A 25,245-nucleotide genomic window follows, 5' to 3' on the forward strand; every position below is an offset into this window, starting at 1 on the left:
GATTGCTACTAAGCTAGGGCTGATCGTGGTGGGACGTTAACCATAACGGCAAGCGAGACCCTCTACAGTTGCAATGACGCACTTTGGTCCGCAGCAAATTGTTGTCCGGTTTGGAGTGCGGATGATTTCACTACATCGTGAGACAGTTTCTCGACAAGAGACGCCGCATTATCTGTATAGATATGGGCATCATGCGATCCCCGCGACACGGCCACGTATGCAAAACGCTTGTTGATGAGGTCTACATGAACGTGGCTATCGAGGTTCACCATGACACGTTCTGCCGTGAGTCTCTGGGAACTATGACTTGTGACCGCGTAGCCGTGATCGAAGTGGCGCATTTGGTTGGCATTGAAGCTGACCGCTTTGCCGTTGTCCATCTTTACGGAGAGTTGGCCGTCTTTGTCGATGCGTTGCACGGTGCCAAGGTCACGGTTGGCAACGCCTAGCTCTTTGGAGGGAGCGGTAAAGCTCAAACGATCGCCTACAGCAAATTCCCGTTCCAACTCACGGTAGACGGTCACGCCATATAACCGCGCAGGGTTGTAAGTGACGGTTGTTCCATCCTCTTTCTGAACGGTAAGCAGGTTGTCTTTGGATTGGGTAGCAACCACCTTCGTATAGCTCTGCTTTTCAATGCCGATGTCCTGACTGCCGCGCGCATAGTGGAGTACGTCATTCACGGCATAGCGAGCGGCCCAGGTACGATCGGCTCCGGTCATATCGGAACGCGGCGCGAGCACGCGCATCGCATGATCTTCTGCGGCGACTGTGCCGAGGGCTTGCAATTCGGAACGCACGGCCTGATTGATCAGGCGGCGCGAGGCGTTGTCGGGCGAGACGACGATGGTGTTATCCGGGTTAGCAGCGTAGCTTCGTGCAATCGCCGCGATACGCTGTTGGGCATCGGGAATCTCCGTGACGCGCCCCTGTTGTTCCAACAGGGCGACGCCCTCCGCGACTTCGCCGCGCGACAGATGCTCGACTGCTTTGAGCAGTTCCGGGACTGCTCGTTGACGCACGATCTGGTCAAGCTGGGTGGTCTTCATCCCGGCGTTGACCAACTGCTCGAAAGGCTTGCCCGCTTCGACGCCCTGATGCTGGCGGGTGTCTCCGATGAGCAACACTCGGTCGCTGGATTCGAGTTTAGCAAGGAAGTCACGGACCTGTTTCGTGCTGGCGAGACTGGATTCATCGAGCAAGTAGAGATGACGGTCGGGGTTCGTCTGGCCGGGACGGACGAGGAAACCCTGTAGGGTGTCGGCAGAGATACCGGCGTCGCGGAGCTGGTTGGCGGCGCGGGATGTCGGGGCGAAGCCTTCGACGACATAGCCGCGTTTTTCGGCTGCTTCCCGAACCGATTTCAAAAGGGTCGTTTTGAAGGTTCCCATCAAGGTTTGCGCCCCGGAGAAATCCATCGTTCCCTGGGCATGAGCAACGCCGGCGAATGTAAGGGCGACCAGAGTCGGCCCCATCACGCGCGCGGCACGGAGTAGCGTCTGTTTTGAGAAGAGTCTTGCCCACCTCTGGATGGGCCGGGAATCGATCCTGACTTTGATCTGCATTGGCACCTCAATCAACCGTGGATTCGGTTGCGATATGGGCAACGTAGAATCACTCGGTTCACGGAGTCCAATAAATGCGAGAGGGTCGCTTATTCATCAGGAGAATAAGCGTCAGCTTTCAGGCACTCCGTCCGAAGTACCCCCTGCGTCGCGCTAGGGCCTCGTGCCCTTTGGGGAGGTCAGCACGATTTGGCGTTACGCACTTCTGCGTGACACAAAAATGCTTGATGTATTAAGGATTTGAATTCGGTTGCGGCTTATGAGGAGCGAGTTCGCGCGATCACCGGGATAGGAATCAGGCCGTCAATTTGGGCGTTGATTCTGCCGCTCTCGTCCATGATGTGGACTCGCTCACCTACGAGTAACGAGTCTGGGAAGATGTCGAGACAGTAGCCGCTGCTATGCGCTGCACTGGGAACCTTCAAGGCAGAGATGCGGCCACTGAAAGAGCATGCTGCACCCAGGACTTGTGTCGGCGTTTCCCTCCCCTGTGCGTTCAAAATGAACCGCGACGGCGACAGGCTCACGAGTTCGTGACGAGTCGTTCCGAGTTCGCGGTGAAAGCGCTCGTCGGTCAAGTCAAGGACACGAGCCAAATTGCAACGCATTGAAAGAACCAAATCGGGATCTCGTGGGGCTCCCTTCAACTGTCCATCAGCAGTGGCGAAGAGGGCTTCGACTTCGAGCAGGGCGGTCATCTGGCTATCAGCGCAGTAAAGAACAGGAAAGCTATTCGGGGCATTGTAGCGGCCACCGGATCGGACAGACCCAATGGCTGATAGAGGTGAATCCCGGTGCCGCTCGGCGATGATCCGATACACAAATCCCGTAAACGGCTGAACCGGGGCGGTTTCTAAGGCTCGCAAAAGTCGATCGGGAGAATGCACGGTCGCCCTCGCTAGGCTGGCTGCCTAGTGGTCATGGCCTCGACGAGAGCCTCTAGGGGTTTGAGGTCGCCGCCTTCGATGAACTCGACGGGGGCCTGATTTTCGAGATGCTTGTTTGGTGCGTTCAGAAATATTCGGGCGCTCTTCTTGTTCCCGGCATAAAGTTCCACGATTGCCACCCAGATGCGGTAAACGCGGCGGAGCTCTGGCTGCAGGCTGCTTGCGTCGGGATGCTTGCGAACGCTCGGGGCCTTCTTGCCGATGGCCTCGGCGATTGTTGAGACGGGCAGTTGAATTTCACTCGCGATGCGCGACGCATCAAGTCGTCCTGACTGTGGATTGAAGAGAGCTGGATCGGCACTCGCGAACGTAGAAGTCGCCAACATTTTAGGTCACCTCTACATGCAGTATAGAGTCCTGTGTAGGTATCGTCAAAGTATCGCTCTGGTGTCGAGAAGCGGGGTTGAAAACTAGAGGTGGTTCGGCATTCAACCCCAAACCAACCCCAAGTAGAAAAGTGCTATGCTTATTTTCAACAACTTAGGGCTCTGTAAAGCTCCCGATCAGGCCTCGTAAGTCGTTGAAACTACGTTTCTATCGCCGCTCATATACCCAAAGGTCGTAGGTTCAAATCCTACCCCCGCAACCAATCAAATCAATAACTTCCGGGAGTCGACAAAATCGAATCGGCTCCCAATATCTCCCAATAAGAAAAATCGCAGTTCAGGCGCTCGCTTTCAACGGCTTGAGCACCATCTCTACAACCTTCCCATTCGCTTCCCGCTTCGATGACGACATCGCCTGTCCATAGACGTTCATCGTTGTCTGGATAGAAGCGTGTCGCATCAATTCCTGCTGCACCTTCATCGGAGCTCCGGTCTCGTCCAGCCACGAACGATACGTATGGCGGAACGTGTGCCAGCCGATGGCCCCATACTTGCCGGAGTTCTTCACGCGCGTCTCATGCAAAAGCATGCGGACGCCGTTGCCGGTTTTCTGATCCTGGTTACACCAGACACCAGGTGCCGCTCCGCACGTCGGACATTCCACCACACAGCAACCCGAGGGGCGAAGATGCCGCTTCTGGATCTCAGTGGGATAGTAAGGCCGGTTCGTTCTCGGATTGGCAAAGACCCAGCCTTCTTCCGTAGGCACAGCTTGCGTGCTCCACTTCAGAACGATCTCGGTCAAGGACGGGTGCAGAGGAACATAGTCCTGGGAGTATTCGGTCTTGACGTCGTCCACCCTGCCGTTCACGAAGCTGCGCTGAACGAGAAGCTGGTTCTTGTCAAAATCGAAGTCGTCCCACTGAAGCGCCGCGATTTCGCTTACGCGAAGACCGAGGCATTGGGCGATCTGTACCATCAAGCGCCACGGCTCTTGCAGAGTCGCAACGATGAGTTCGAACTCCTCCACAGTCAGCGTGGTCGGACGTTGCCGGCGCTTACTGCCGCCTTTCACGCGAACCAACGCTATGGGGTTTCTCTGCTCGTTGAAGACTTCCCAGCGTGCGGCACACTGATACATCAGGTGCATCACGCTCTTCAAATGCGCCTTGGACTTCGAGGCCATAGGGAGATTCTTCAACCAATCCTCGACCGCCATCGGTCGAATCTTTTCGAGCAGATACTCGCCCCAACGTGGCTTCAGGTGATTCACGATGTTGGACCGGTACGACTTCGCAGTGGAGTACCGTTCCGGCATCTCTTCCTGCATGTAACGGTCACAAATAGCACCGAAGGTCACCGCGGCCATGCGCTGCTGCGGAGTTTCAGAGTTAAGGGTTAGAAGAAGGGCTTCCACTGCCTTCTGCGCGTGAGCTTTGGTTGGCAACTTTTCGACTGTGCCGACGATGCAGGACTTGCGTCTCCTGCCCCCCAGCTCGGTCGGTTCGTAGTACCGAAACTCCCATGTATCAGGCCCCTTCTCCCGCTTCTTTCGGGTGAGGCTTCCGAATTGGTAACATGCGCGTGGTATCAAGATTCCTCCTTGATTCACGGCACGAATGGCTGACTTAAGCGTAGCCGAGTACGTACCATTTTGCCATGCGGAAATCGTGGTTGTGGGTCTTATCCGACCAGCTGTCGCTCGATCCATTGGTCAATCGCGGAAGGCCTGAATCGCCACAATTTGCCCACGTGCACCCCTGCGATTTCGCCTCTCAAAACCATCCGCTGCAGCGTTCGGGGATGAACACCGAGCAAGGCGGCTGCGGCGTGACTATCGAGTAGTGGCTCAACGCCGACTCTCCCGAGGATGGGAAGTAGGCGTTCTGATGCCGGGGGCTTCTTCTGGTCCATCATCGGAACCTCCAAAATACGTGCCTTGAAGGTGCCGTTTTCTGAAGTCCAATGAGTTTCAGGGCAAGGCTTATGCGTCAAGCGCATAAGGACTGAGCTTTGATCGAGACAAGTTTGTCGCCGCCGTACTCTCGTGTCCAGAAACAGTGGAAAGGAATCAGGATTGACATCCCCTCCCTTCTCTGTGGATAATCTGGTACCGGCGGTGGAGAACGTCGCCTTTACCTGCCTGCTGGCGTAGTGATCCCTACTTATGTGGAGATTGGGGACGGGCCATGCAGAACAACATCAAGATGCGGCACTTCGAAGCCGTAATTGCCTTAGCAGAAGAGATGCACTTCGGTCGGGCGGCTGAGAGGGTTGGGCTTTCACAATCTGGGCTGAGCCGGTGCATTCAGAGCGCAGAGCGCGAAACCAGGGCTACACTTTTCGAGCGTGATCGAAAAAAGATGGAGTTGACTGACGCGGGGAGAACCTACGTCGAACATGCCCGAGTTGCGCTCGCTTACGGCGAGCGAGCCATGGAGTCTGCGAAGGCCAGTCGCGACGGGGCCGACACGCTTCTGCAGGTCGGAAAGTCCCCTGACGTTGACCCCATTCTGATCGAGATTCTCTACTCGATTCGCCTTCCCTTGTACCCACATTTGGAAATCAGTGTTCATAGTGAGCCATCTTCAGATTTAGCTCACGATCTCCTCAGTTCTCATCTCGATGTGGCGCTCATCACCGACCCTGCCACGAACCCGAAGTTGACCATGAACAAACTGGTCAAGACACCACTTCATATCGTTCTGCCGCGCGAACATCCGCTCTCGTCAAGAACGTCTGTGAAACTCACCGATTTGCGGAATGACCGTTGGATCGTATTCCAGAAGCAGCTGCACCCGATTCTTTATGACAGGATTATGAACTGACTCACGAGGCCGGATTTGAGCCGAGGCGTTTGGATCACATCCTCTACGCGGACGAAGCGGAACATATGCTGACAGCGGCTCCTGGCGTTGCATTTCTCACGATGGCGAACGCGATGAGGCTCAACGGAGGTCGGTTGGTTGCGAGGCCCCTTGATGAGGAAACGCTCTGCCTCGATGAATGGCTCGCGGCCCGCGCGGACGACAGCTCGAAGGTTGTGAGCGAGTTTGTCCGAGCGTTCGTCACCAAATCAAAGACCGTTCTACAGCCTCCACAGATGACCCTCCCGATCGGTGCAAGAGCGGCGCTGACCCAATGCGCACGCAACTAGCCGAACACTTTAGGATTCGTCCGGCGTGAAGAAACTCATAGGCTTACCATAGAGCTTTCCGATAGCCCAAAGCTCGGCCACGTCGATAGCTCGCTCGCCCGATTCGCACTTATTCATGAAGGAGTGCGCCATCCCTAGGCGAATAGAAACCTCGCGCTGGGTGAGGCCAGCCTCTTGCCGCGCAGAAATTAGTTTAGACAAGACTCCGGCGTAGTAATCTCTCATCGCGGGACTGCGCCCCTTCCGAGATTTCCGAGCCTCCGGTTTCGCTTTTCCTGCCACATCTGAAGTGTGGTGAACGGTTGACCCGATCCCCTAATAAGGGACACCATGAGTCGATCGAAGCGAGGCGCGAGGATGTCAGAATCGAAGCTGGAATTCCCCGAAGTTGTAGGCAAGTCGGTTGCCGAGGTGTCTGTTCTGGACGACCCTGAGTTTGGCAAAGAGGTCCTGATTAGATTTTCAGATGGGACGCAACTGTCGATTGCAGTCGGCGTCCGGCAGACTATTGACGCGCGGTATTGTAAGGAAGACAAGCCAGACATGCCGATTTCGCACAAACAAGTTACTTGAGTCGACGCTATTTGCACTTCCCTGCGTGCTCTCATCATGCTAAGAATTGCGAGGTCGCGGCAAGCTTAACGGCCGGCTAGTGAGCAGGATGAGCCGAACTCCCTCACCATCCACGCAGATAGCAAAGTATGGCGGAGGTTATGAGTGGGTCCTCGCAGACGCCTTATTTTCCTGCTTCCAACGCTTCTCATCCGCCGATTCAGCTCCAGGTGGAACAAGACCTTGCACACGCCAGAGATCAAATGGCAACTCTTGAACGTTCAGCTCCCAGTCGTATCCTCGTTGTTCCACATAAGGTGCAATGACTTCGTTGACATGTCCGAGAAATTTCACTTTGCTCTCGTGATCCACCATTGTTCGTGCGATGTGCTCGATCGAGATGCGAACAAAATTGCTTCGCTGCTCTCCGCCCACTAGAAATGACTCGGGCGCCACATCATGAAACAGCACGTTCACGTAGAACCTTGGAAGGAAGGCGTCATAGATGCCGGTTATGTCCAGCGCGAACTTTTGTTTCTCGCTGGCTGAATAACCGTTTGCGGGTGCGTAAATTCGCCATAGGGGCATAGGAATCTTCCTCTGCGGTTATCCTCGTACTTCAAAACCCGAAGGCCAAGACTAAACAGAGCCAGTTTTGGATAGCCCTAAAGCATCTGTTAGGGGAATCCTCGATTGCTGCTCCTGTGAAATCGACATATATCAAGGCTCTAGAAATTCCGTGAATCCAATGTTTGGATTATTGGCTTGAAGGTTGCGTGAGCGCCGCGATAAGCCACTCCTTTACATAAACGCCACCGATCGGCCGCTAGAAAGGGCTACAGGGAAAAGGCCCTTTCTGGTCTGTACCACCACCGAGAAGAGGCTTAGCTTGGGCACACACCGCAGCCCGTCGTGCTCAGGAGATCAAATGCCAGAAAGACTCTTCCTCCGAAATCATTCGATTATTTCCCAATTTGAGGACCACAGGGAGCAAAGGAGGTGGGTCAGAATGACCGCGGCTTTCGTCATCCTGTCCTTTTCTGGAGTTGCGGCGGCGAATGCTCAACAGAATCGTCCCATAGCGGACCCATCGCGGAATTCTGTCAACGCAAGATACATCGTTGGCTTCGACAACGTTCGCAAAGGCACAGATGGCGATCTCAGATACCGTGGTGACGAAATCGTCTTCGCCGGCGGGTCGACGGTGGAGAAGATAGGTCGCGACCAACTGGTGAATGTAGCTTTGGGAACGGAACGTGCGGAAAAAGGAGGTACCGCCGGTCAGGTCGCGCGCTTTGCGATTCCCTATGGAGGGGGTGCCGTTCTAGGAGCAGTGTCGGAGAAAGAAGTAGGAATCCTCACGCTCGACTTTCGGGATTCTAGGGGTGGCTTGCACAGCGCGGTCTTCTTGATGGCAAAGTCCGACGCATTCGAGGCGTCACAAACTCTACAGAGTAACAGTGTTGCGGTAGACGCTGTACAGCGCCCTACCGGTGACTGCCAGTCTCAGGCCGCAGTCGGAGCCATGGGAGTAACTGATATTCAGGCAGCGCCAGGCATCACGATGCCTGCAGAGTACCGAGCCATTATGTACGAACATCTGCTAAGCCTTCCAGAGGACAAGACACACACGTCCACACTGTTTCGGATCGGCGATGCTTCTGGTAGATGTGCCCCACTCTCCCTATCACTGCAAATAGTTGGCCTTTCCAAGGGAAACGCTGCCGTGCGGGCTTCTTCAGGACCTATCGGCCTTTTTGCGGGCGTGACATCGATTCGCGTCAGGGTGACGGTCACCGAGCAGAGCGGACGAGTTGTCTTTACTTCTGTTGAGAAAGGCACGCGGCGAGGAGACAAAGAGAGCCTGAATGCCGCCGTTTCGGTAGCGGACAAGATCGGCAAAGACCTCCGTAAAGCACAGGAGGTTTATGCCAGCCGGTGAGAGACGGACAGAGAGACCTCACTGCACGGCTTGGCTGGATACCGATTCGTACCGGTTATTGAGAGGTAAAGGATCTCCGATATTCGAGTGGAGTGGACCCGGTGTAGCGTTTGAACGTCCTTGAAAAATGCGCTTGGTCGCTAAAGCCGCTTTGCAGCGAGATTTGCGATAGTGGCCAACGCGTCTTCGTCAGATGTAGCTTTGCCTGCTGAATACGGATCTGCCTGCCATATTCGCCGGGGGTGCAACCAAACTGTCTCCGAAATTCTCGGGAGAGATGCGCAGGGTGGACACCTGCGGAATGGGCAATCTCCTCGATGCTTGGCGGCGCTCCAGCGAAGTCCTGCAGTAGTTCTTTCGCTCGCGAGAGCCACGCGGGTGGTTTCCCGTGATGACGATGGCTGAGACTGCGTCCAGCCTGCGCTCCCGTCGTCATGAGCATTCCTTCTAATACGAGCGGAGAGAAATCGTCAGGTCGTGAGAGTTCTGTCCGAAGTTGTGATCTTAGAGCCAGAGATTGCGAAGCGGGAACGAGGATGGCTTCATTAGACTGCGGGCCGACATCTTGAAGAAGCGTCAGGAACTGGTCGCTCAACTCGGCTGCAAGGAACGTAGTGGCCTCAGGAAAGGAGTCTTTCTGAAGCCATCGCGGAGGAAGGAACATTCCCCCCTCTCGCGACAATTCCACGACGTGAGGCCCCATCTGCTTTACGCACAAGCCCTCCTCTACGAACATGACTGATGCACGCTCATTTCCGTGTAGGTCGGAGCTACTGCCACCGCCGTACCGTATGCGGCTTACAGTAAGTCGATTAGAGCTCCAGCTTTGGAGCGTTGCGCCATAATGCTGGCCTGCGGGCAGTATCTTTTCCATTCTCACAGTCTTTCGCGCAAGTTGTCAGAAAACTACAAAAACGCTGCTTCTGTTCAATCCGCACTGTGATTGGATGAGTCACCCTTACAAAAGACGCACTGCAGCCACCGGCGCGGCGCCCTTCCCGGGACGCACTCAGGAGACATCACATGAACAAACTCGCCGTTATTGCTCTAGGTATGACCTTGTCCCCCACAATATCGTCGCTCTCGCAGACAACGGGTGGTGATGCTAACAGAGTCCGGTCTGAGACCGGAGGCCGCTCGTGGGGTTTCGATATGAGTGCGATCGACAAGAGCATTCGTCCTGGTGACAACTTCTTCCTCTATGCAAACGGGAATTACATTCGAAATCTCACGATTCCTGCCGATAAAACATCGACCGGTTTGCTGGGCATAATGGACGACCAGAGCGAAGCAAAGTTGCACCAACTAATGGAAGCTGAGCTGCTTCACCCCTCTGGGACACCGGACGAAGATAAAGTCTTGAATTTCTACAAAGCGTTCATGAACCAAGAGCGGATAGAAGCACTGGGGACGGGACCCCTCAAGAGCGATTTCGACCGTGTTCGCGCAATCCGATCGAAAGCAGAGATGAGTCAGTTTATGGGGACGACCACGAAGACATTTGGTGCCTCCATCATTAGAACGGAGGTCGTCCCGGACAGTCGCGACACGACACATGAGGTACTCGAACTGTCGCAGAGCGGTTTAGGTTTACCAGGTCGAGAGTTCTATTTGAAGCCGGAGCTCGCTGCCAAAAAGGATAAATACCAGGATTACATCGCTTCAATTCTGCGATTAGCGAACTGGCCGGAAGCAGAGCGGCAGGCTGTCTCGATCGTCGAATTTGAAACTCGACTCGCTGAAGCTAGCTGGGGGGACGAGCAAGAGCGGGATCTGGTCAAGACTTACAACCCAATGAGCCTGGAGGAAGTGACTAAAGCAGTCCCGGGCTTCGATATTCGAGGATTCCTGAAGGCCGCCGATTACGGAAGCGAAAGACGTTTCACGATCAGAGAGAAATCCGCACTGCCCGTCTTGGCATCGGTCTTCTCCGCTACGTCATTAGATACGCTGAAGGCTTGGGAAGCGTTTCATATCGCCGATCAGTCCTCTGGGTTTCTTCCTCAACGCTTTGTGGATGCCGCATTCGAATTTCGGAACCACTCGCTCTACGGCCAACCTCAGATCGCGCCCCGCTGGCAACGCGCGATAAGCCAAGAAAATTACAGAATTGGCGATGCCTTGGGTAGGTTGTATGTCGCCCACTATTTCACTCCAAAGGCCAAGGACCAGATGGAGCAGCTCGTTGCGAATCTTAAGGCCGCATTCCATGATCGGCTGGAGCGAGCGGCTTGGATGTCGGAGGCAACACGAGCGGAGGCAATCAAAAAACTGGATACCATGAGTGTCGGAATCGGCTATCCCACAAAATGGAAGCGTTATGATTTTGATGTCAGTCCGACGGATTTATACGGAGATGCAGAGCGGTCGATCGCCTGGAAACATCGCGAAGCCATCGAGCGATTGCATCACCCTGTCGACAGAGAGGCTTGGAATGATCTTGTTCCGCAATCGAGCGCATCTGAGTACGAAAGTTCCATCAACCGGATTACATTTCCCGCTGCCAACTTCCAGTTCCCGTTCTTCGATCCGAACGCTGACCCGGCCGTTAATTACGGTGCCATCGGCGTCGTAATTGGACACGAAATTACACATGGGTTCGACGATGAAGGGCGTCACACGGATAGCGCGGGGCTTTTGCGCGACTGGTGGACAGCCGAGGACGAGCAAAAATTCAAGGTTCAGGCCGAGCGCCTCTCGCAACAATACTCCGCATTCGAGCCGTTGCCTGGTGTTCACGTTAATGGGGCACTGACGCTTGGCGAAGACTTGGCGGATACGGGGGGCATGGCGTTATCCCTTGATGCGTACCACCGGTCACTCGGCGGTGCAGCCGCACCCATCCTCGACGGCACGACTGGGGATCAACGCTTCTTTCTGAGCTGCGCCCAGATTTGGGCGGGCAAGACGCGCGAAGAATCCATCCGCCGGCAACTGACCAACAATCCGCATCCCCCGGGTGAGCAACGTGTAAATGGGGAGGTTCGCAACCTAGACGAGTGGTACGCAGCCTTCGACGTGAAGCCCGGAGATAAGCTCTATATCGCACCGGAGGATCGTGTCCGAATCTGGTGAACCAGGCGCCTCTAAAGACTTCTTAAATGGAGAGGCGTTTTTCTGTGCTAAGGCCCAGCCATGCTGCCTGCGGGGTGTGCTGAATCTGGTAAACCTTCATATCTCTGGTTTAGGACTGTCTTCCGCAAAGACGTCATCTGAAGTCTATGCGGGGAAGCTCTCTCCGAACATAGGTGCTCCGCTCTTGGAGTCTGTTCTACTCGCTTCATCTTGGATGACGTCCCAATGCTCCGCGAGCACTCCATCCTCAATCCGGAGGATGTCCGCTGCGATCCAACTTACCGGACCGCCGAACCCGGAAAAGCGGCCGTGAACGATAACGTAGTCCCTCTCAGCGAGAATCAATCCGGCCTCATACTTTAGCGTAGCGGGAATGCCTCTGATCAGGTCAAACAAACCTTCCCGGCCAGGCGCAATGTGTGCGCTGTGCTGAACGTAATCTGCCGACCAGAAGCGTTCAGCCGCGACGTAATCGCGTTTGTTGAAGAGCGTATCGAACGCCTCGAGTACAAGCGCCTTGTTCTGTTCAGGCGTAGTATTTGTCATATCTGCTCCTATCAATTTTTCTCGGAATGAACTTCTTTCTTCGATCTCTATTTGCAGCCCGCAGCGAGCCGACGCGCTGCTGCGACCGTGTTTGATCCGAGCTTCGGATACGCATCGTCAATTCCATATTTAGCCAACTCGGCGTAGCGAAGGATGAACATGTATGACGGCTCCTTAAGTAGATCGACAATAGCCTGCCTTCCGCCGCTGTCTGCAATGTCACGTGCCATCACATAGCCGACTCCGTAGAGCACTCCATGCCCAAGAAAGCCAACCTCGTAAACGTCTTCGAAGGATAGCGAAGTGGATTCTCCAAGGGCGTTGATCGACATATCCAGCAAGGTAATGCCGTTATGTACATGTCGAGCGCCATCATTGAAATCGGCGAGTATTTCGAAGGCTGCCTCCGACTTCGACTGAGAGAGGAGCGCCGTATCTTCCACAAACCTCGCCGTACCCTCTTCATATAAGCTCGCAAAGAGCCGCTCTTGATTTGCGCAGGCGATTTGAACTGGTCCTTGGGTATTGTCAATTTTGATAGCGCGATCTGCCGCGTAAGCACCCTGCACGGAATGGTAGAGCTCGTGGATGGTGGTGCTCTTCGCGACTAAAAGACCATCAGCGATCCCAACATTTAGGAAGAAGTCGGTCCCGCCGAACGCGTACCCTCCGCCGTCTCCAGCCGCAACGACATAGCCCTCCAGGTGTATGTCGGCATGTTCAGGGGTAATCAACCTAATACGATCTTCGATGGCTCGCTGGAAGGTCTTCGGATTCGCCTCGATCTCTCCCAAAAGCGACAGGAGCTCTTGTGACTTCGGCTTGACACGGTCAAACCCGATCGCGATCTCCGGAATACCAGTCACGCGAGCGCCGTGAGCATTTTCGTATAAGGCGTTCGCAAAGCTTTCCGATGTCGAGGCAATTCGGAACTCCTGAAGTTTGCGGATCACCCCTTGGTTGCCGGGCATCCGGGCAATCAATAGAGCCTCGTCGAGCGTGAGGTTCCGGTTCTGAAGCGCCACGAGAGTCGCACGCGCATCCTCAGTGTGAATCTTTACGGAAGGCTGCGAAACCACTGAACTCTGAATTTCTGAGCGAACAAAGATGTTGAAACAGAGTACGTCACAAGGAGCGCTGTGATTGACGGCCTGATGCTCGGTTTCCATCGGGTCCGAAGTGAGCCAACGACTCTCTTGATAATCATTGCTCGTCCCGAACGGTGATTTCGTCAACTCGGGAAGGATAAAAGGCTAGATGATTCTTGATCTCGGCAACCGCGTCGTAGGGCTCCTCGTAGGTCCAGACAGCATATTCGGAGCGTGGGCCGCCAATGGGGATGCTGAAGTAGCTGCAGTCTCCTTTGTAAGGGCAGTACGTGTAGTGCGTAGTTGGCACGAGCAGGGACATGTCCGTATCTTCTCGCGGGATGTAATAGACGCTCGGGTAGCCGGCTTCGTCTAGCTGAAGCGCGCGTTTTGTGTCCGCCACGGTCCTCCCCGAGACTGTGACTTGAACGGTACCGCTGAATGGAACAACAACAAGAGTGTGGTCGGGACCAGGCACTTTGATCTCTTTTGCCTTCGGCTTGTGATTCTGCATCGCCTATCTCCTCAATTTTCGTCAGAGCTTAGATCCGCCATCCACGGGGATACTTGCGCCGGTGATCCACCGAGCATTATCGGATGCAATGAAGGCGACAACATCAGCAACATCCTCCGGCTTGCCTAGCCGCTTCAAGGCCTGCATCCCAAGAGCTACCTCACGACCGGCATCAGTCTTGGTGAAGTTCGACATATCGGTCTCGATCACGCCGGGAGCTACAGCGTTGACACGAATACCTTGTGGCCCGAGGATTGCCGCCCAATTCCTGACCAGGGTTTCAAGGGCTCCCTTTGTTGAGGCATAGGCGAGAATCGAAGGATTCTCAAGCCCGGGAACGCCGACAACAAATCGTGCACCGATTGAGGAGACAACTACGATGTTTGATCCCTCGCTCATTATAGGAAGCAATTGTTGCACGAGGAAAAATGTGCCTCTTACGTTGGTGGCATAGAGATTATCAAAATCTTCGACGGTATACCCCGCAATGCGTGCGGCCTTGCCGACGCCTGCGTTAGCTACTAGAACGTCTAGATGATCGCCGATGGCTGATCTGGTTCGACTAGCAAGCAGTGCTGCGCCGTCCGGAGTAGACAAATCGGCTTGAATTGCCTCCGCTTGTCCTCCTTTGCTCCGAATCTCGCTTACAGCTGTCTCGGCGCCTCTTTCGCGGACCGACCGTAGTGAACAAGTACATGTGCACCCTCGCGGGCAAAGGCTAACGCAGTCGCCCGACCAATCCCTCTCGATGCGCCCGTAATCAGCGCCCACTTGTTTTCGAGTGTCATTGCTCAATCCTTTCTCGAGCTCCTCATCGGTTCCGCTTGTACAGCATCAGATGGGGAGAGGCGAACGCACAGTCCGTACTCTCCCCATTGCGACTAATTGTGGGTAGCCGTCCTGGCCCCCGTCAGGCGTTCGTACCCCCATCGACCGTAAGATTGGCGCCGGTGATATATGAAGAGTCAGGTCCTGCAACGAACGCAACAAGGGCGGCCACCTCGTCAACGTGACCGTACCGACCCAGCGCTGTTGCCGCCTTTTGAGACACAGCCCAGTCGCCATCAGCCGGATTCAGATCCGTATCGATCGGCCCCGGCTGGACATTGTTGACGGTGATCCCAGTGCTGCCGATCTCTCTTGCCAACCCCTGGGCGAACATCTTCACCGCGCCCTTCGTGGAAGAATAGGAGACCAGACCTGGAGCGATGACGCGTTCGCCTACGCACGATCCAATCATGATGATGCGACTTCCGCTCTTCATGTGCTTCAGGGCGGTCTGCGTGGCAACCATCACGCCACGGACGTTAAGGTTGAGCACATGATCGATGTCCTCAATCGTTGTTTCCGCGAATGGCTTTGGAATAGCCGTGCCGGCGTTGTTCACGAGGATGTCCAGTTGACCAAACGTCTTGACTGTCTCCTCTACTGCTGCCTTTACCGCCACAGGATCTCCGCCGTCGGCCTTGATCGCAATCGCTTTCGCGCCGGTTGCTTCGATTGCTTTGACGACTGCCGTCGCCGAGGTTGCATCCTTCGCGTAGGTGATTGCTACGCTGGCTCCATCCGCAGACAAGCGCTTGGCAATGGCTGCCCCGATACCCCTAGAACCGCCGGTGACAAGTGCTACTTTGTTCTTGAGCTTAGACATAAATTCTCCTTTTGAGTTTGGAACGGCTCCCGTGATCTTTCGAATCTGAACACTCCTATCCGATGTCACACGTTCCCAGCGGATTTAGAACAACGAGGAATACGATCTATTCCTTATGGGAATACAGTCCTTGCATTCGAGCCAGACTCTAGAGAGCCCACGGTGACGCCCTCAATAGGGCCATAGGGATGGTTCTTATGGGTTTTGAGTCCAAAATAGACAAGAAGGAATCTGTTCCAAGGGGGATAGGAGGAAGTATGGACAAATTCGGCGCAATGCAAGCGTTCGTGAGGGTCGCGGAAAAGGGAAGCTTCTCTGCGGCCGCCAAGGAGCGCGGCATCGGCCAACCCGCGGTGAGCAAGCTTATCTCAGCTCTTGAAGATGAATTGGGAGTGGAGCTCATACACCGCAGTTCACGGTCGATTTCCCTCACAGATGCAGGTAGGGACTTCTATGGCTCCGCTGTACGCATCTTGGATGACTACGAGAACGTTAGTTCACGGATCGGCCGCGCACATGCGGCTCCTAAAGGGCTGGTCCGCTTAAGCGTGCAACCCACGTTTGCGCGTCTTCACGTCGTGTCGAAGCTATCTGCGTTCTTTGAGAGATATCCTGATTTGGCGGTCGAGCTTGGCTCCTCAACGGAGCGACATCCTTCGAGAATCATCGATGACGGCTTCGATATAGCGATCCACTCGGGAGATCTTCCCGACTCTGACCTCGTAGTGCGTAGGATTGGGCAGACCATGGAGATTCTCGTGGCAACGCCGCAATATGTCGCGCGTTATGGTGCACCAAACGCCGCCTCGGAACTTCGTAACTTTCCATCTATCGCCTATATGCAGAACGGGGCTGTACTTCCGTGGAGCTTTGGCGATACGGCAAATATCATCCAAATTGTCCCGCGCGGAGCCCTTCGGACAGGCGACCTCGAACAGTTGAGGATGGGCGTTTTGGAGCATCTCGGCATTGCGCAGGCGCCCGCGTGGCTTTTTGCAGCGGAATTGCGAGAAGGAACGGTTGTACGCCTCCTCAGTCCGCTTGAGAGAACCATACCGATCATGGCCGTTAGGCCGGCTAGTCGTAGAGTGCCGACCAAGGTCCGCATACTCATCGACCATCTTGAAGCATGTTTTGCACTTTGTTTCCAGTTCAATCCTCATGTCAGCGATCAGCAACCCAAGCCTATGCCTCTAAGGGGTTCGAAGGCCTCACACTGACGTCCCGCGACTACCAGATCTTTTGAAGGCCCTCATAAAACTCCGAACGGGGCCAGATACAGAGTGCGAATATGCGACTTGGGAAGGCAACTCTACTTGTATGATCGTCCCCGATCCACGGCCGCTTACAACTCTAAAGGTCGCTCCAATGCTGGAAGCTCGTTCTTTCATACCTGGCAATCCCCAGTGATTATCAACAGCGCCCTCAGCCACAATCTCTTCGTCGATCCCCATGCCATCGTCGCTGACCGATAGACGTAATACATCTAAGCGATACTCAATTCTGGCTTCGACGTGGTCGGCTTGGGCGTGTCGGTATGCGTTACATAATGCTTCTCGGCTCAATTTGCAGAGCTCCTCGCACACATGGGTGTAGAGAGCTTTCGGTTCGCCGAGCACAATCAGAGAGAACTCCGATGGGTAATAACGGGCGAACTCCTTCGCCGATGCTTCCAGTTGACTTCCCAGGTCCTGCGCGTCTCGAGACCGAACCCTTAGGTTGAAGACCAATTCCCTCCCCTGAGACATCACGCTATCCGATTGAGCTAAGGTCTCTTCTAACGCTGTTTTATTCTCATCCCCTTCGGGAAGGCGCCGGACCGCAGATTGAACGCTTAGCAGAAGGCCTTGAATCCCCTGAAAAAAGGTGTCGTGCAAATCGCGGGCAATTCTCTCTCTTTCGGAGAAGCGCTCGTAGAGCCGTTCCTGAACCTTCGACGTTTCCTGCTTGAGACGACGCAAGTAGAGAAACCAAAAGGTGGCAGCCACCGCTATCGCGACAACGCCTTTGAAATACCAACTCTGAAAAAAGGTGGGTGGAAGATAGAAAGTAAGCGAGGCGCCTGCGTTGTTCCACACTCCGTCGTTATTACAGGCGATCACGTGAAAGGTATAGTGTCCCGGCGGAAGATGAGAATACAGCGCCTGTCGCCTGATGCCCGCGTCCTGCCATTGTTTGTCGTAGCCGTCTAGTCGATAGCGAAACAACACCCTTTGAGGAACCGACAGGCTGAGCGCCGTGTAGTCGATTTGAACGTTTTGTGAGCCTTTGCGCAGCAAGGCGGCTCTGTCGACATTCAATGCCCTCCCGTCCACTACGAGATCTTCGATCGAGACCGGTGGGGGTAGCGGATTCCTGTGAAGGTTCGACGTATCGACGGACGCAACACCGTTGGTAGTCGCGAACCAAAGAATATGCCCGATTCCACGGACGACTGATGGGAACCCTCGGATCTGCGGAGCCTGACCCGAAATGCCATCAAGATAGTTGAAGAGTTCGTATTGCATCGGATGGGATGGATCCTTCGCAGACTGCTTGATTTCTTCCGCAGAAATCCGAAGCACGCCAGGAAGCGCATTGATCCACATGCTGCCGTCTTCCATCTGGATGATGCCCGAGACGCCATCAATTGACGTAGGTCCGGCGAACTTCACCGCCACGGGATGATCCGACCTCATGACCTCTAGACCATGTTCTCCTCCCATCCACATTGTGTCGCCCGAGGCATACAGGGCGGTGACATTGCCAATGGTGACGCCGCTCTCTTTGTTGAAGGTCCTCCTCTTGCCATCTTTGAATATTGTGACGATACCGCCCTCATAACCCGCCCACACGCGGCCTGAGTTGTCCGTCGACATGACCATAGCGGGTCCAAAGCCGTCCGGATTGGGAAGCTCGCTCCACTGCCCTTCATGCAAACGGAGTATTTCAAGCCTCGCATCGGCCTGCATCAAGAGGTCCCCGCCGGGGGCCGATGTCATCGACTGCGTATCCCGTCCAAGCGATTTCAATTTTGCTGGGATTGGAACAGCCACAAACTGATCTCCCTTGAGATAGCCCAGGTCACCCGTTCCACCAAGCCAAAGCTTTCCGTCAGAAGCAGGGTAGAGGCATGCGATGTCCTTCAGTGTCACGGCTTTGACCTTCGAGACCTTTCCTCCCCGGAACACCTGGAGACCGTCGCTTTCTGTGCCAATGAGAAGCGACCCGTCGTGCGGTGCAGCAATCATGTACTGTCCGAAGCTCGCAGGTAGCGGAGCAGGATCGAAGGCCATCACTCGGAATCGATCGAGACCATCGGATGTGGCAATCCAGATATTTCCTTCACGGTCCTTGAAAGACGCCAAGCCGCGTTCTGAGCTGAGTCCATCCTTCAGGCTGAAGTGCTCAAGGTCACCTTGAAGGCCGGCTGGGGACGGCTTGATAGCATCGTTCGGTTGCCGAATACGAGTTATGCCAGTCTTTGCACCGAGTGCCCAAAGTGCTCCGGTGTTATCGAAGCGAAGGTCCGTCGCTGTGTCTTTGTAAGGAATGATGTGGCGAGAAGAGCGGTTTGGGCTCTTCTGATCCGTAACGCCGTATAAGCCTTTGCGGTCAGCGATCCAGACGGCTCCGTCTGGACCGTCGGTAAAGACAGCGTCAGGCCCGCCGTTAATCCCGGTATTCACTAAGTGCTTGGAACCGCGATCAAGGCGGTATACAAAGTCATTCGTCGCCAGCCATAGCGTTCCTGAGCGGTCTTTGTAGAGGAAGTAGCACGTCTTGATATCCAACCCTGCAGCTTCATCCGCGTCGTGCCATTCTCCTGCGAAAAAATGCATGAGCCCTTCGTAGGTTGCGCTCCAAAGGCTCCCATCCGGGTCGGTAATAATCGAGAAGACAGTACCGCCTCCATGAGCGTGTCTAGTTAGCCGCTGGTTTTGGAGGATACCGTCCTTCAAGAAACTCGTTTTTCCCATAATGTACCCGATCCAGAGCCCTCCATCGTCCGTCGCCAGGAGCGATCGGACGCCGGTATGGGCGAGCTGCTGACCACCGGATGGCTTGTACGGTTCAAATCTGATCCCGTTGAAACGAAAGAGACCGTTAACGGTGCCTAGCCAGATGTAGCCATCCTTCGTTTGCGCGAGTGCGTCGATTTGAGAGGGAGCCCCGTCCTGGAGGGTCCAGGCGGTATGTTGAAAATGCGAAAGAGGAAGGCTTTGTGCGACCAATGAGGTCGGAAGCATAACGACAATCAGCAGGATGATCTTCGAGAATACGATCGGACGCTCAGGCATGTTTGCCGCCGGCTTCTTGGAAGAGATTCGAGGGAAAGGCAAAGAACGCTGGTGCGTCATGATGCTTCGACTGTTCTGCGGTGTGGAGAAATCAGATTATGGCTCGCCAAGCGGTTCGACAATACTCGATTGACACAGGGGAACCTGGCCCTTTTGGGCTACTTCTTCCTTCGGTTTTAGAGCTACGATGAACATACGCAGCCATTCTGGTTGGCACAAAGCCTCCAGGTGAGGGAGGAACGTTATGGGTGAACGGCAGATCCGGGTTATGACCGTCGACGATCACCCCCTCATGACGGCCGGCATTACTTCAGAGATCAACTCTCAGTCCGATATGACGGTTGTGGCGCAGGCCTCCGATGGAAAAGCGGCGATCGAACTGTTCCGAACTCATCGGCCAGATGTGACCCTAATGGATCTTCGTATGCCCCATGTCGGAGGCTTGGAAGCTATTACGGCCATCCGTTCTGAGTTTTCCCGAGCACGGATCGTCGTGTTGACGACTTGGGCAGGCGATATCAAGGTCTTGAGCGCATTCAAAGCTGGTGCCGTTGGATACCTACTCAAGGACACACTCCGTACGGAGTTGATCGACACAATTCGTGGCGTCCATATGGGAGAGCGTCGGATACCGCCAGAGATCGCATTGCAGCTCGCACAACACGCAGCGGACGATGCTCTAACGCCCCGAGAACTCGACGTACTCCGCGGTCTTGCGCAAGGAAGCCCAAATAAACTGATCGCGTGCGATTTGTCCATTGCGGAACATACTGTTAAGAATCACATCAAGAACATCCTCTCAAAACTTGACGCGAACGATCGCACAGGGGCCGTCATCATTGCGGCCCGGCGCGGCTACATCGATCTCTAATTGGTAGAGTAGCGAGTCGATCAGGAATATGGCCACCGCCAAGAGCCCAGAAGAGCTATCGCAAATTGCCCCTAATTGGTCTGTCTGCCGTCGTTGGAGAGGGATAGATTCGTGTCTCGGCCACAGTCCATCTCACGGATAGCTGTTAGCGTCCGGCCAAGGGACCGATGTGCCCGTTGAGGTCTCCTCATGCACATGGCCGTCGTCTTAGCTCAGCATTCCCAAAGATCCGGAGTGCTCACCGCCTCCGAAGCTCATTTGAGTTGGTTCGAAGCAAAGAGCTCCGAGAATAATACGCGTTTAGAGTTATTCATCACCACCCATCCGAACCGCTCGCCACAGGCCGACTGCCATGTTTTGAGGCGAGACGGTGCTATCCCATTCGAGCGCCCGCTGATTGCTGTGGTCGACGACGAGCCGGTTATTGCAATTACCCTTGCTGAAATCCTCATGAAACACGGCTTCGACGCGGTGTGGTTTTCCTGCCCGAATGAAGCACTCGATTTCTTTATGGCTTGCCGACCCGACCTTTTGCTAAGTGATATATCAATGCCGAAGATGGACGGCATCGCAGTAGCGGCGAAGATACTCGACTTGACTTCGGAATGCGCCATCTTTCTTCTTTCGGCTCGAAGCCATGAAACTGAGGTGCGCCGGCAAGTTCGATCGCTCAAAGCGGCCGTACACGTCGAGGCGAAGCCGCTCAACGTTGTTTCACTCGTCACAACTATCCACCGCATACTCGGCATCCCTCAAAATCGGCCTTTCTCTCACGAAGGCCAAAGCGGAGCGATCTTGACTAAATACCCGGCTAGATAGAGCATGACCGGTTTGGCCCTATTGAGTCTTCTCAATGCGCCAGGGCAGAGAGATCATCATCTTCACAGTACACGGGACACATTCATAAATCTGATTGAAGAGAGTCATATGCTCGACGTCCATCCACCTTCGACCGTTGGACATACATGGAGAAACTTCTTTATTCATATCCACACGATTGTGGTCGGATTGCTCATCGCGCTCAGCCTGATTCGCACCGCACGATATCCACCGTGACCATCCACAATTGACTCTGTTCTCGCGGGTCAAGAACTTGCAACGCTAGAGTCTGCCGACCGGAGCGATGAACCAAACACCAGGTTCGCAGTTCCCCTTCCCGACTGCAGGTCGACGTAGAGAAACTCAGACCGTACTGAACGAGGCGATGGATGAAAAGCCTTGAGATCGATGCGATAGGACAACTTTGGAGTACCACAGCACCCGTCGATCATCGATGCACGCGAGACGGCCCAATTTATTTTGAACCCATTGGTTCATTATGCGAATCAAAGACTGCGATGGGAAAGAATAACGGGTTTTCAGAACAACGCTTGCAAGGCAGGAGATCAACTATGAGTGCAGCAAAGAAGAGGATTCTTGTAACGGGAGCCACAGGACAAGTAGGGGGACTGCTCCTTCCCTACCTGCTGAAGGACAAGTCAGTTGAAGTCGTTGCAGGCGCGCGCTCTCCAGAGAAGGCTACAGCGTTAGGGATACCCTCCGTGTACCTCGATCTGGACAACGCAGAGTCCATGATGCCTGCGTTTACAGGTGTGGACAGAATCTTCCTCATGACCGGCTATACCGTCGACATGCTGCGACAGAGCAAAGACGTAGTTGACGTCGCCAAGAAAGCTGGCGTTGAACAGATTGTTCACCTAGGTGCTTGCGGAGACGATGACACGCACGTTGGACACTACGGATGGCATCAGTTCATCGAACGATACATTTCTTCCTCTGGGATCCCTTTCTACACGCACCTTCGTCCCGAGATGTTTATGCAAAATCTTCTTGGGTATGGAGGGGAGAGCTTCGTCAAACAAGGCGTAATTCACCAATATATCGGTGACGCGCGTCTGAGCTGGGTAGATTGTGATGACGTTGCCGCCGCAGCCGCCGCGGCCCTGCTCGATCCAAAGAAACACCACGGACAGACATACCGAATGGGCTATGAGGCCAAGAGCTATCACGAAATCGCCGAGCTCATGACGAAGCTCCTGGGTAAATCGTTTCGATACCAGTCGCATCCGGCTACAGAGTTTTTCGAGAATGTTTTGGCAGCTGGTGGCGAGCCTGCCTACATGAAGTGCGTATACGAATGCTACCGGGACTTCGCCACAGGCAAATTGATCGGCGACGAGGTGCAGAGCAACTTCCAATCGATCGTCGGCAGACAGCCTCGGACTCTCGCTGAATTCATCGAGAAAAACTCAAGCGTTTTCAGCTATTGAGTGACGCTGGTTCAAAGGAAAAGGTGAAGATTATGTACGAAGCCCGCGGTTATGCTGCTCAATCAAGTTCCAGTCCGCTCGAGCCATTCACGTTTGCGCGGAGAGAACTAAGAGACAACGATCTATTGATCGAAGTCCTCTACTGTGGTGTGTGCCACTCGGATCTGCACACTGCGCGCGGTGAGTGGGACGGCACCGTATACGAGAACGGTACTTTGTTTCCAGCGGTTCCTGGCCATGAGATTGTCGGACGCGTAAAGGCCGTCGGGACGGACGTGAGCACAATGAAAGTCGGCGATCTTGTGGCCGTCGGGACGATGGTTGACAGTTGCAGAACGTGCGCGCACTGCCAGATGGGACTCGAACAATTCTGCGAGAAGGGCGCAACTTGGACTTACAACGCCCCTGATCGCATTAGTGGAGAGAACACTTTTGGTGGCTATTCGAATCTGATCGTTGTTCGGCAGGAATTTGCGCTGCGTGTTAGCCATCCGGAGGCCCAATTGGCAGCCGTGGCGCCTCTCTTGTGCGCTGGTATCACCATGTGGTCACCTCTTCGCTACTGGAATGCCGGCCCCGGTAAGCGTGTCGGAATCGTAGGAATCGGCGGCCTCGGGCATATGGGAATCAAATTGGCTCACGCTTTGGGAGCTCAGGTTGTTGCCTTTACAACATCTGAGGAAAAGCGCCAGGACGCCTTCGCTCTGGGAGCTGACGAAGTAGTGCTTTCCAAGAGCGCGGATGAAATGAAAAGGCAGGCGGCCAGCCTCGATTTGATCGTCAACTCAGTGGCAGTAGCGCATGATCTTGACCCGTATCTGAGTCTTCTGAGCTTGAATGGCACGATGGCACTGGTCGGGGTTCCGGCTCAGTCGCACCCTTCTCCATCAGCTACGAATTTGATCTTTGGCCGGCGAAGTCTGGCCGGTTCTCTCGTAGGCGGTATTCCTGAGACCCAGGAGTTACTTGACTTCAGCGCAAAGCACGGCATCCTGGCGGATATTGAGACGATCCCGATCGATCAAATTGAAGCTGCCTTTACCCGCATGCAGCGCAGTGACGTCAAGTACAGATTTGTGATCGATATGCAATCGCTTCGATCGCCAGACAAAGCGTAGTGCTCTGAGAGGAATATCAGCAGACCTAAACCGAAAGTCAAAAGCAACTCACGAGGTAAGAAATGAAAACGTCAAAGGAACAAGCTCTCTTCACACCGCTACAGATTGGAGCGGTCTCGCTGAAACATCGGGTCGTGATGGCCCCTCTCACCCGTTCGCGATCAATCCAGCCGAATTCAATTCCTGGTGATCTGATGGCCGATTACTATAAGCAACGGGCGTCGGATGGCGGGCTGATTATCGGCGAAGCCACCAACATCTCCCTAACGAGTCGCGGCTGGCTTGGGTCGCCGGGTCTCTATTTGGCTGAACATGTTGAAGGCTGGAAGAAGGTACTTAAGGGTGTCCACGCCAAAGGCGGCATTATGTTTGCCCAGCTCTGGCACACGGGGCGCGCATCGCATGTCACGATGACAGGCGGGGCCACGCCCGTAACCGCCTCCGTAAATCCCACGTACTGGGAGAATCCCGCTCAGGTAGTATCTACGCCGGATGGATGGATTCAGCCCTCACCCCACCGCGCACTTGAGGTCAAAGAGATCGCTGCAATCGTCGAGGACTATCGCAAAGCCGCGCAGCGCGCAAAAGACGCTGGCTTCGATGGGGTCGAACTCCATGCTGCAAACGGTTACTTGATTGATCAGTTCCTACAAGACGGCAGCAACCAGCGCACGGATGAATATGGTGGTTCATACGAGAACCGATCTCGTCTGCTTCTCGAGGCGGTGGCTGCCCTGGTTTCAGTATGGGGTGGCGATCGGGTCGCAGTCCGCATCGGTCCTGGTGGCACATTCAATGCGATGCACGACAGCAATCCGGAGCCGTTATTTGCCTACGTGGCTGAGCAGTTGAATCAGTTCAACCTTGCTTATCTCCATATCATCGAACCGCGAGTCAAGGGCAATATCGTAATCCACGAAAATCAAGGACCCGTTGCGTCCGAGCGTCTCCGTAAGATTTTCAAGGGCAAGATCATCGCAGCTGGTGGCTTCGAGCCTGACACGGCTGAGGAGTCGGTCGTAAAAGGTGTGTTGGATGCTGTGGCGTTCGGTCGTCATTTCATCTCGAATCCTGATCTTCCAAAGCGAATTGAGGATGGGCTCCCACTCGCTGAGTACGATCGGAGTACCTTCTACACATTTGATCCCAAAGGCTACAACGACTATCCGGCTTACTCCACGCAGTACGCGTCCAAATAGTCCCAACTCGAGCGAAGCCGCGTCCTGTGACGGACTTTGGTCCGTCACAGGTGCCTCGCTTGGATGGAATGCGTTTGTGCCCCCCTTTATTACCGCCGCTTCGGAAGTTCCAAGAATATGACAATGTCGAGAACCGTTCGCTTC

The 25,245-nt window shown here is 54.6% G+C and carries 25 protein-coding genes and 1 pseudogene; 11 read left to right on the top strand and 15 right to left on the bottom strand.

Annotated elements, in window-relative coordinates; genetic code table 11:
• Window positions 1-62: 62 nt before the first annotated feature.
• From ACPOL_RS02880 to ACPOL_RS02900, 5 genes are all read right to left on the bottom strand, one after another.
• Window positions 63-1,565: an ATP-dependent DNA helicase gene (locus ACPOL_RS02880; RefSeq protein ID WP_349700473.1), complete on the bottom strand. Its 1,503-nt coding sequence runs from the start codon at window positions 1,563-1,565 to the stop codon at window positions 63-65.
• A 257-nt stretch (window positions 1,566-1,822) separates the two neighbouring features.
• The gene (locus tag ACPOL_RS02885) at window positions 1,823-2,452 is read right to left on the bottom strand and encodes an RES family NAD+ phosphorylase (protein WP_114205727.1); all 630 of its coding nucleotides are present in this window, start codon (window positions 2,450-2,452) and stop codon (window positions 1,823-1,825) included.
• 11 nt (window positions 2,453-2,463) lie between these two features.
• Complete coding sequence (locus ACPOL_RS02890; protein WP_114205728.1) at window positions 2,464-2,838, bottom strand: DUF2384 domain-containing protein; 375 nt, start codon at window positions 2,836-2,838, stop codon at window positions 2,464-2,466.
• Window positions 2,839-3,175: 337 nt separating this feature from the next.
• A complete protein-coding gene (locus ACPOL_RS02895) occupies window positions 3,176-4,432 on the bottom strand; it encodes a tyrosine-type recombinase/integrase (RefSeq protein ID WP_161557163.1) in 1,257 nt (418 codons plus the stop codon).
• Between the two features lie 89 nt (window positions 4,433-4,521).
• Window positions 4,522-4,755: a helix-turn-helix domain-containing protein gene (locus ACPOL_RS02900; protein ID WP_201759068.1), complete on the bottom strand. Its 234-nt coding sequence runs from the start codon at window positions 4,753-4,755 to the stop codon at window positions 4,522-4,524.
• Between the two features lie 272 nt (window positions 4,756-5,027).
• On the opposite strand from ACPOL_RS02900, the gene ACPOL_RS02905 reads away from it, so the two are divergent.
• A complete protein-coding gene (locus ACPOL_RS02905; RefSeq protein WP_114205730.1) occupies window positions 5,028-5,666 on the top strand; it encodes a LysR family transcriptional regulator in 639 nt (212 codons plus the stop codon).
• Window positions 5,667-5,695: 29 nt separating this feature from the next.
• Complete coding sequence (locus ACPOL_RS02910) at window positions 5,696-5,995, top strand: hypothetical protein (RefSeq protein WP_114205731.1); 300 nt, start codon at window positions 5,696-5,698, stop codon at window positions 5,993-5,995.
• A 9-nt stretch (window positions 5,996-6,004) separates the two neighbouring features.
• On the opposite strand, the gene ACPOL_RS35975 is transcribed toward ACPOL_RS02910, so the two are convergent.
• Complete coding sequence (locus ACPOL_RS35975; protein ID WP_114205732.1) at window positions 6,005-6,220, bottom strand: helix-turn-helix domain-containing protein; 216 nt, start codon at window positions 6,218-6,220, stop codon at window positions 6,005-6,007.
• A 132-nt stretch (window positions 6,221-6,352) separates the two neighbouring features.
• Between ACPOL_RS35975 and ACPOL_RS02920 the strand changes: the two genes are divergently transcribed.
• On the top strand, window positions 6,353-6,568 hold the full coding sequence (locus ACPOL_RS02920) for a hypothetical protein (protein ID WP_114205733.1): 216 nt from the start codon (window positions 6,353-6,355) through the stop codon (window positions 6,566-6,568).
• Window positions 6,569-6,706: 138 nt separating this feature from the next.
• Here ACPOL_RS02920 and ACPOL_RS02925 read toward each other — a convergent pair whose 3' ends face one another.
• Complete coding sequence (locus ACPOL_RS02925) at window positions 6,707-7,135, bottom strand: tautomerase family protein (RefSeq protein WP_114205734.1); 429 nt, start codon at window positions 7,133-7,135, stop codon at window positions 6,707-6,709.
• Between the two features lie 421 nt (window positions 7,136-7,556).
• Between ACPOL_RS02925 and ACPOL_RS02930 the strand changes: the two genes are divergently transcribed.
• Window positions 7,557-8,489 (top strand): hypothetical protein, encoded by a 933-nt coding sequence (locus ACPOL_RS02930; protein ID WP_114205735.1) that lies wholly within the window; start codon window positions 7,557-7,559, stop codon window positions 8,487-8,489.
• A gap of 55 nt (window positions 8,490-8,544) precedes the next feature.
• Here ACPOL_RS02930 and ACPOL_RS02935 read toward each other — a convergent pair whose 3' ends face one another.
• Window positions 8,545-9,153, bottom strand: a complete 609-nt coding sequence (locus ACPOL_RS02935; protein WP_161557165.1) for an AraC family transcriptional regulator — start codon at window positions 9,151-9,153, stop codon at window positions 8,545-8,547.
• 359 nt (window positions 9,154-9,512) lie between these two features.
• Between ACPOL_RS02935 and ACPOL_RS02940 the strand changes: the two genes are divergently transcribed.
• Window positions 9,513-11,564, top strand: coding sequence for a M13 family metallopeptidase (locus ACPOL_RS02940; protein ID WP_114205737.1), 2,052 nt, complete (start codon window positions 9,513-9,515; stop codon window positions 11,562-11,564).
• A gap of 144 nt (window positions 11,565-11,708) precedes the next feature.
• Here the strand turns inward: ACPOL_RS02940 and ACPOL_RS02945 are convergent, their stop codons facing one another.
• The 6 genes and pseudogenes from ACPOL_RS02945 to ACPOL_RS02965 form a co-directional block, all read right to left on the bottom strand.
• On the bottom strand, window positions 11,709-12,110 hold the full coding sequence (locus ACPOL_RS02945) for a nuclear transport factor 2 family protein (protein WP_114205738.1): 402 nt from the start codon (window positions 12,108-12,110) through the stop codon (window positions 11,709-11,711).
• 47 nt (window positions 12,111-12,157) lie between these two features.
• Window positions 12,158-13,279: a DUF5700 domain-containing putative Zn-dependent protease gene (locus ACPOL_RS02950; protein ID WP_114205739.1), complete on the bottom strand. Its 1,122-nt coding sequence runs from the start codon at window positions 13,277-13,279 to the stop codon at window positions 12,158-12,160.
• 34 nt (window positions 13,280-13,313) lie between these two features.
• Complete coding sequence (locus ACPOL_RS02955; protein ID WP_114205740.1) at window positions 13,314-13,712, bottom strand: DUF427 domain-containing protein; 399 nt, start codon at window positions 13,710-13,712, stop codon at window positions 13,314-13,316.
• Window positions 13,713-13,733: 21 nt separating this feature from the next.
• Window positions 13,734-14,357 (bottom strand): annotated as a pseudogene (locus tag ACPOL_RS02960) (SDR family NAD(P)-dependent oxidoreductase); the annotation flags it as partial.
• Window positions 14,357-14,500 (bottom strand): SDR family NAD(P)-dependent oxidoreductase, encoded by a 144-nt coding sequence (locus ACPOL_RS35980; protein ID WP_236657188.1) that lies wholly within the window; start codon window positions 14,498-14,500, stop codon window positions 14,357-14,359. The gene ACPOL_RS35980 and the pseudogene ACPOL_RS02960, both read right to left, overlap by 1 nt.
• Window positions 14,501-14,622: 122 nt before the next feature.
• Window positions 14,623-15,363 carry an SDR family NAD(P)-dependent oxidoreductase gene (locus ACPOL_RS02965; protein WP_114205741.1) on the bottom strand — a complete coding sequence of 247 codons (741 nt, stop codon included), beginning with the start codon at window positions 15,361-15,363 and terminating at the stop codon, window positions 14,623-14,625.
• A gap of 257 nt (window positions 15,364-15,620) precedes the next feature.
• Between ACPOL_RS02965 and ACPOL_RS02970 the strand changes: the two genes are divergently transcribed.
• Window positions 15,621-16,583, top strand: a complete 963-nt coding sequence (locus ACPOL_RS02970; RefSeq protein WP_161557166.1) for a LysR family transcriptional regulator — start codon at window positions 15,621-15,623, stop codon at window positions 16,581-16,583.
• Here the strand turns inward: ACPOL_RS02970 and ACPOL_RS02975 are convergent.
• Window positions 16,575-19,643 carry a sensor histidine kinase gene (locus ACPOL_RS02975; protein WP_161557167.1) on the bottom strand — a complete coding sequence of 1,023 codons (3,069 nt, stop codon included), beginning with the start codon at window positions 19,641-19,643 and terminating at the stop codon, window positions 16,575-16,577. The genes ACPOL_RS02970 and ACPOL_RS02975 overlap by 9 nt on opposite strands.
• 244 nt (window positions 19,644-19,887) lie before the next feature.
• On the opposite strand from ACPOL_RS02975, the gene ACPOL_RS02980 reads away from it, so the two are divergent.
• From ACPOL_RS02980 to ACPOL_RS03000, 5 genes are all read left to right on the top strand, one after another.
• Entirely contained in the window at window positions 19,888-20,514 is a 627-nt protein-coding gene (locus tag ACPOL_RS02980; RefSeq protein WP_114205744.1) for a response regulator, read from the top strand.
• A gap of 195 nt (window positions 20,515-20,709) precedes the next feature.
• The gene (locus tag ACPOL_RS02985; protein WP_161557168.1) at window positions 20,710-21,333 is read left to right on the top strand and encodes a response regulator; all 624 of its coding nucleotides are present in this window, start codon (window positions 20,710-20,712) and stop codon (window positions 21,331-21,333) included.
• Window positions 21,334-21,905: 572 nt separating this feature from the next.
• Complete coding sequence (locus ACPOL_RS02990; protein ID WP_114205746.1) at window positions 21,906-22,784, top strand: SDR family oxidoreductase; 879 nt, start codon at window positions 21,906-21,908, stop codon at window positions 22,782-22,784.
• A gap of 32 nt (window positions 22,785-22,816) precedes the next feature.
• On the top strand, window positions 22,817-23,902 hold the full coding sequence (locus ACPOL_RS02995) for an NAD(P)-dependent alcohol dehydrogenase (protein WP_114205747.1): 1,086 nt from the start codon (window positions 22,817-22,819) through the stop codon (window positions 23,900-23,902).
• Window positions 23,903-23,964: 62 nt separating this feature from the next.
• The gene (locus tag ACPOL_RS03000; protein ID WP_114205748.1) at window positions 23,965-25,101 is read left to right on the top strand and encodes an alkene reductase; all 1,137 of its coding nucleotides are present in this window, start codon (window positions 23,965-23,967) and stop codon (window positions 25,099-25,101) included.
• The last annotated feature ends 144 nt before the right edge of the window (window positions 25,102-25,245 follow it).

Origin of the sequence: Acidisarcina polymorpha, assembly GCF_003330725.1 — a bacterium.
GTDB classification, from domain to species: domain Bacteria; phylum Acidobacteriota; class Terriglobia; order Terriglobales; family Acidobacteriaceae; genus Acidisarcina; species Acidisarcina polymorpha.